The 4855-nt window shown below is 29.8% G+C and carries 7 protein-coding genes; 1 reads left to right on the top strand and 6 read right to left on the bottom strand.

Annotated features, from left to right (window positions below; all coding sequences use genetic code 11):
* Window positions 1-320: 320 nt before the first annotated feature.
* Window positions 321-1082, bottom strand: coding sequence for a MobV family relaxase (mobV, locus tag ACRASX_RS16390; protein WP_432223127.1), 762 nt, complete (start codon window positions 1080-1082; stop codon window positions 321-323).
* Between the two features lie 671 nt (window positions 1083-1753).
* On the opposite strand from mobV, the gene ACRASX_RS16385 reads away from it, so the two are divergent.
* A complete protein-coding gene (locus ACRASX_RS16385; protein WP_432223126.1) occupies window positions 1754-1972 on the top strand; it encodes a hypothetical protein in 219 nt (72 codons plus the stop codon).
* A 2-nt stretch (window positions 1973-1974) separates the two neighbouring features.
* On the opposite strand, the gene ACRASX_RS16380 is transcribed toward ACRASX_RS16385, so the two are convergent.
* From ACRASX_RS16380 to ACRASX_RS16360, 5 genes are read right to left on the bottom strand one after another with little or no spacing between them, the layout of a single operon-like run.
* Window positions 1975-2250 carry a Txe/YoeB family addiction module toxin gene (locus ACRASX_RS16380; RefSeq protein WP_432223125.1) on the bottom strand — a complete coding sequence of 92 codons (276 nt, stop codon included), beginning with the start codon at window positions 2248-2250 and terminating at the stop codon, window positions 1975-1977.
* A complete protein-coding gene (locus tag ACRASX_RS16375) occupies window positions 2247-2507 on the bottom strand; it encodes a DUF2683 family protein (protein WP_432223131.1) in 261 nt (86 codons plus the stop codon). The genes ACRASX_RS16380 and ACRASX_RS16375 overlap by 4 nt, the downstream gene beginning before the upstream one ends.
* Window positions 2508-2567: 60 nt before the next feature.
* Window positions 2568-3311, bottom strand: a complete 744-nt coding sequence (locus ACRASX_RS16370) for a hypothetical protein (RefSeq protein ID WP_432223130.1) — start codon at window positions 3309-3311, stop codon at window positions 2568-2570.
* Between the two features lie 20 nt (window positions 3312-3331).
* Complete coding sequence (locus tag ACRASX_RS16365; RefSeq protein WP_432223129.1) at window positions 3332-3706, bottom strand: hypothetical protein; 375 nt, start codon at window positions 3704-3706, stop codon at window positions 3332-3334.
* On the bottom strand, window positions 3699-4649 hold the full coding sequence (locus ACRASX_RS16360) for a replication initiation protein (protein WP_432223128.1): 951 nt from the start codon (window positions 4647-4649) through the stop codon (window positions 3699-3701). Before ACRASX_RS16360 ends, ACRASX_RS16365 begins: the two co-directional genes overlap by 8 nt.
* Window positions 4650-4855 lie beyond the last annotated feature (206 nt).

Here is a 4855-nt window from a genome sequence, read left to right as displayed (position 1 = left end):
TATTTAAACAGTAGCGTGTGCGAGGAAAATTTGTTTTGTTTTTGGAATTTTATTTGGTTGTACCGCTGAAAAAATTTGCTGAAGAAAAAACAAAAGGGAATGAAATCCGATCCAATGAGAAAAACAAAAAAACAAAAAAAAGAAAAAAAGAAAACACACCAAGGGGGGCGGGCGGTGCGAAATTTTACGCTTTTTAAGGCTCTGTTTTGCTTTTGTTTGCCCTAACGGGTAAATTTGAGCCAAAATAAAAACAACGTCTTAAAACGCTTTATTTAGCCTCAAGCTTTTTTGATATTAATCACTTTCTCAAAATCGGGAAATTATTGTCTAAATCCTTTGTTTTTAGAGTTTTTAAGCTCTTTTAAATTCAAATCTAATGTTGCAGTTTTAGCATATCGTTTTATCATTTGAGTTTTTTGAGCTGGTGGAATTAAATTAACTCTATCTAAATCTAAACTTTCAACTTCTTTTCTAGTTTTCTCCAGTTCGTCATAGAATTCTTTGGTGGTAACATGGTTGTTTTTTGAATTCTCTTCTCCTCGCTCGAGTCCAAAAGCCTTCATTTTTTCAGCATATCTATCCTGGAATGCTTTTAATTTATTTCTGTCTCCTACCACTTCCTTAGCTGAAAGACGGCCATCATTGGTTAATGGAACTACAATTGCATGAAAATGAGGTGTTTTTTCATCTCGGTGTAACTCTAATTTCACAATGTTTTCTTTCCCAAATTCTTCTTGTAAAAAGGCTTCATTGGCACGAAGCCAAGGAGTATATAATTCCGCACTGCGATTAATTTTCATTATCTGATCATGAGTGCCGGACAAAATTAGGGAAAGAAATTTCACAGCGTCTTTTCGTATAGCTGTTTTTCCAATGTAACCTTGCTCAATTCTCTTTAAAACGGCCTTACCTAAACTCATTCCTTCATAACCTGTTTTAAATGATTTATTATGTTTTTTCATTTCAGGGTTAGCATGCGGATAGGTGTGTTTCATTCCTTCAGCTCGTTCGATATGATTGCCTAAATTACCTCCAGTAGAAGAATGTTTTTGGACATGTAAAACAGCGTATTGTTTTCCCATAGGGCATAAAAAATTAAATTGAAAATTTCATTTTTTCGGGTTTCAAAAGGGTGTCCCTTTTGCCTATGATTTCGGTACGAAGTCTAATAGGCTATACCACGTAATTATAAATACAAATATAACTTAATTTTTTCAATTCATTTTAATTAACCAAAACTAGCTGTCGTATGTGCTGTCCTATGTTTGAATATAGTTGAATTGTAAATTTGAAAAACAGATAAAAACTGATTTTTTTATCTGTTAAAAAAATTAATAATTGAACTTTTCAAGATTTGGAGATATTTAAAAATAAGAGGTTTTTAACGACCAAATTTTATGTCACAGATTTTTATTTTTAAAGATTTGACCTTTGATCTAAACTTTTTTAAGAATAATACATATAAGAACAGCGAATAAAATAATAAGCCCTTCAAGGCATTAATAACAATAATATAAAAAAAATGAAATTCAACAAAAAAACAAAAAAACGATTAAGAAAAATAGCAACAAAAGCTATGAGAATCTTAATTAACATCAGCACAGTAATTATCCTTGAATGGATGAGAATCAAATTAGGAATAAAGTAATTATTCACCAAAACCATTGTAAATTCACGTTGACTTGATTTCCTTCCCTTTTGTTCATCAAAAAGGAAGGGAAAAAAGTATTAATTATTTATAAAAATAAAATATATGGAATATTTTCACCCCTTTTCAAATGAATTATTTGAGCGAAAATGGAACGCTAAAGCCAAGAAAGAGCGATTTAAAGGCGGTACTGTAATACTACCAGACGAGGAAGAAGATAAACAAAGAAGTAAAGATTTATTTTTTAAACACATTTTGGAAATAGATCCCTGGACAAAATCTGGAGGAGTAAAAGAAATTGAATTAGTAGCTCGTTTTATTTAATATTATTTAGCTCCATAATGACCTTTTGCAGAAACAATAGTAACGGTGATTTTTTCATCATTTATAGAATAAATAAGTCTATGCTTTTGAGATATCCTTCGAGAATAATAACCTGCATAATTATGTTTTAATAGTTCGGGATTTCCCGAACCTACATAAGGATTTTCAATAAGTTCTAATAAAAGTTTATTTAATTTTTTAAAAGATATAGGTTCTGATTTTTTTAATTCTTTAATTTCTTTATTAGCCTGATCTGACAGAATTAATTTATAACTCATAGGGAATCAAGATGTTTTTTTAATTCTTCTTTTGAGTTAATTGCTGTAAACTTTCCCTCCTTGATTTGCTGAATAGAGAGATCTATTTTTTTTATCATTTCTGGAGTAAAATATAAGTCTTCAGTTGATATAGGAACAAGTGCATAGGCTTGTTTTTTCCCTCGCCGAATCACTACATTTTCACCTTCATCGGCTTTGTCAAAAAAATCTTTTTGTTTTTCTCTGAACTCCCTACTTGTAATTTCTAAAGTTGCCATAATATGATGTTTTATTTTGTGTACCACAATGAGTACACAAATATATACATTTTTTTTATTTTAAACTATTCCTGTAATTTTATTTGTATCTCCTGTCTTATAATATGGGTTTACTTGCTTTAAGTAAACCAAATATTTTTTATCAAATTGTTTTCTTAGATTGAGCATATTAAAAGCAATCGCATATATTTCAAAGGAATGCCAACTTACGTTATTTGACTTATGGGTCGGAGCTAAACTACTTTTATACACATCTATAGCAACATTCATTCTTAATAAATAATCTAAGATATTTTCGTCAAAATATTCAGAATATTTGATAATTTCATTTATGTTTTCCTTCATTTTTATAAAGATATATTGAAAATAATCAATGTGACTTCTGAAATATAAATTTGTATTCTGACAATTTATAGGACTACCCATTTTTCTAGCTTGAATATCTAAAAGCTTTTTAATTTCTTTTATAGAAACTGGATCTTGGATAGCACTAGACAAACCTAAGGCAGATAGAAAGTTTGTGACATCTCGTTCTAAAATTTTAATTTCCCATTGTAACAATAATGCAACTTTAACTTTTTTATTTTCTTTAGGCAAATGCTGATTTATAAAATAAAAAGTAGTCGAGAATATTATAGCATAAGACAATTTCTCAAATAATTCAGAAAAAATGAGCGGGATAGAATTTAAAGTTCTAAATGTTTCAAAATCTATTTTATAAATTACAATATAAAAAACGGACAAAATTAATGACCATTTCACAACATTATTCAAAGATCCAAATCTTAAAATTATTTTCCTCATAAATTATTATTATACAAATTTCATTTATCTAATTTTTTCTCTTTAGCCTCAATAAAATTACGTTGTTCCATCATATTTAAGAGTACTTCCATTTGCTTTTCTTTACTACTCATAGAATTCCTATAATACTCCATATCATTTAAAATGTATTCTATCCGTTCTTTTAAAAGTGGGTACTCCGATAGTCTTTTTTGAAATTCTTGATATTCGTCTTTAGTAAACTCCTCGACAATGCTGTCGTATTCACTCTCTAAATATTCAGATTTTAGTACCTCTAGCATCTTCTCAGACACTTGGTAAGTGCCCTTTTCTAACGAAAAATAGCTTTTTAAATACCGCTCGACACTTCTGTCGGATACTCCTAAAATTTCAGCAACTTCTTTTAGTTTATACATGTCCTTTCTTCTTAAAAATTCCAGCTAAATAGGCTGCTTTATCTTCAATTGGTTTACCTTTTTGCATCTGTTCAATTAGATTGTTTTTTTCAGAAACAAATTCTTTCCAATATTTAACCGCCCATAGTTCTGCCAAGTCTTCACGTATTCCAATAGCTTTAATATTTTCGATTTTCTGAAGTAATTCACCATTTTTCTTTTGTTGTTCAATATCTCCTTTAAAATCAATTTCCATTTGAAGTTTTGGTTTAGAAAAACCACAAAAGAGCTTAATTGTATCGAAGCTTCGCCCTCGAGTTTTTAATAGTTCATAATCAAAAATAATATCGGTATTTTCATTGATTTGCTTCTTTGCAATATCTAAAACCTGTTTTTTAAACATACTAACTTTAGTGTATTGCTCCGATTCTTTTCCTTTCGGGTCTTTTAATCCTAACATTTCTTTGAACTCCCCAAGACCGTAAGTATGTCCTCCTGTGCCACGCCATTGACAAGCCAAGGAATATAATCTCTTGGCATGTTTAGAGGTGCAACCTAGTACAGATTTTAATTCTAAAAGGGTAAAATTGTTCTTTAATTCAAAAAAATATGGACGAGCATCTTGATTAATTTTCATATCAAAACTACCTGTACCGTCTAAATATTTGACTTTAGAGAATAGAACAACTTGGGCTAATCCTTCTGCTTCTTGAACTTCAAAAACTCTAGACATTAACCCCTCGTTACCATCTTTTAACTGCTGATAGTTCCATTTACGTCCTGTAATCAATTCAATATCCCGAACACGTATATTATAAACTTTACTGGGGTCATCATCTTCCTTTAACGAAGCCAATAACATAAAGAGCACATCTAATTGACACGCTGAAAAATCATAACGCCCAGAAGTGATAGTATTATGTTGTCTAATTTTCTTTTCGGGGAGGGTGTTTTGTGTTTCCATGGGGTAAATATAACAAAAGAAACTAAAAAAAGAAACTGTTTATAATTGTATTTCTTTTCGCTTATAAAAAGTTTCTTTTCGCTTATAAAAAGTTTCTTTTCGCTTATAAAAAGTTTCTTTTCGCTTATAAAAAGTTTCCTTTAAACTTGTAAGCCCTTTATTTTATAGGCTTTACCGAGCGCCTAAAGTATTTAAAGCTTTTAAAG

The sequence above is a fragment of the Flavobacterium sp. TMP13 genome (genome assembly GCF_050847115.1).
GTDB lineage: Bacteria > Bacteroidota > Bacteroidia > Flavobacteriales > Flavobacteriaceae > Flavobacterium.
This window is presented reverse-complemented; position numbering and strand designations above follow the sequence as displayed.

Excerpts from the sequence above, each read along its gene's own strand:
- mobV (WP_432223127.1), bottom strand. The coding sequence starts at position 1,082 with ATGGGAAAACAATACGCTGTTTTACATGTCCAAAAACATTCTTCTACT.
- ACRASX_RS16385 (WP_432223126.1), top strand. The coding sequence starts at position 1,754 with ATGGAATATTTTCACCCCTTTTCAAATGAATTATTTGAGCGAAAATGG.
- ACRASX_RS16380 (WP_432223125.1), bottom strand. The coding sequence starts at position 2,250 with ATGAGTTATAAATTAATTCTGTCAGATCAGGCTAATAAAGAAATTAAA.
- ACRASX_RS16375 (WP_432223131.1), bottom strand. The coding sequence starts at position 2,507 with ATGGCAACTTTAGAAATTACAAGTAGGGAGTTCAGAGAAAAACAAAAA.
- ACRASX_RS16370 (WP_432223130.1), bottom strand. The coding sequence starts at position 3,311 with ATGAGGAAAATAATTTTAAGATTTGGATCTTTGAATAATGTTGTGAAA.
- ACRASX_RS16365 (WP_432223129.1), bottom strand. The coding sequence starts at position 3,706 with ATGTATAAACTAAAAGAAGTTGCTGAAATTTTAGGAGTATCCGACAGA.
- ACRASX_RS16360 (WP_432223128.1), bottom strand. The coding sequence starts at position 4,649 with ATGGAAACACAAAACACCCTCCCCGAAAAGAAAATTAGACAACATAAT.